Consider the following 1,081-nt stretch of genomic DNA (forward strand, 5'->3'; position numbering starts at 1 on the left):
CGCGGCGATAGTGACTATCACAGCTTCGAATGGTAATGCCAGGCGAATTCAAATTACTCAGCCAATTAATGAAGATCTGGAAGTAAAATGGGCAAAAGTTTCGCCGAAACTTTTCACCAATAATGCCAATCCTTTATTAGATTTTATATTTACGGCCGACCCAACAGCTGTAGAATACAACGGAAGAATTTATGTGTACGCCACCAATGACCATCAACAGTTTGAGAAGGTAGGGAAGGATGGGAAAAATTCATACGAGCGTATCCGTTCACTGGTCATGATGTCTTCTGATGACATGGTCAACTGGACTTATCATGGCCTCATAAATACAGCAATACTGGCACCATGGAGTCAGAATTCTTGGGCACCTTCCATTACATCCCGACTGGAAGCAGATGGTAAAACACACTTCTATTTGTATTACTCCAATGGCGGTGGTGGCTCAGCCGTGCTTACTTCCACTTCTCCCGTTGGCCCTTGGAAAGACCCATTAGGAAAGAACATAGTTGACCGTACTGTTCCCGGTGTGGATGTGGGTGCTCCATTCGATCCGGGAGTGGTGATTGACGACCAGGGCACAGGCTGGCTGAGTTTTGGAGCGGGAACGCCTAAAACAAAATATATGCCGGATAATGCCAGGATCGTCAAATTAGGTGCAGATATGATCAGTTTAGCCAGCAACATTTCTAAGATACCCGCTCCTTATTTTAATGAGGCCAGCGACCTTAACTTTATCAATGGAACCTGGGTTTATAGCTATTGTACAAATTGGGACGAACGCACTGAATGGCCTTATACCAATATTGCTAAACCAACCGTATGCAACATATCTTATATGACGAGTAAGACACCCTTAGATAAGGATAGTTGGAAGTATCGCGATAATTACTTTAAGAATACCGGCGAAGTTAACGTGGGTCCTATGACAAACAATCACAGTCACGTGTTCAAGTATAAAGGGAAATATTACCTTGCTTACCATGCCATGTATCTACAGGATTATTTTGATACTAAGGGTGGTTTTCGTAATGTGGGTATCGAGCCCATACCGGTGGATGAAGCAAATGACGTGACTTTCCCC

At 43.8% G+C, this 1,081-nt stretch carries 1 protein-coding gene; it reads left to right on the forward strand.

The features are described from left to right. Window positions 1-1,081, forward strand: a 1,081-nt coding sequence (locus AC1DXC_RS27295) for a family 43 glycosylhydrolase (RefSeq protein ID WP_477462337.1), incomplete at both ends; no start/stop codon positions are given.

The sequence above is a fragment of the Mucilaginibacter sp. P2_D11 genome, from assembly GCF_056404435.1.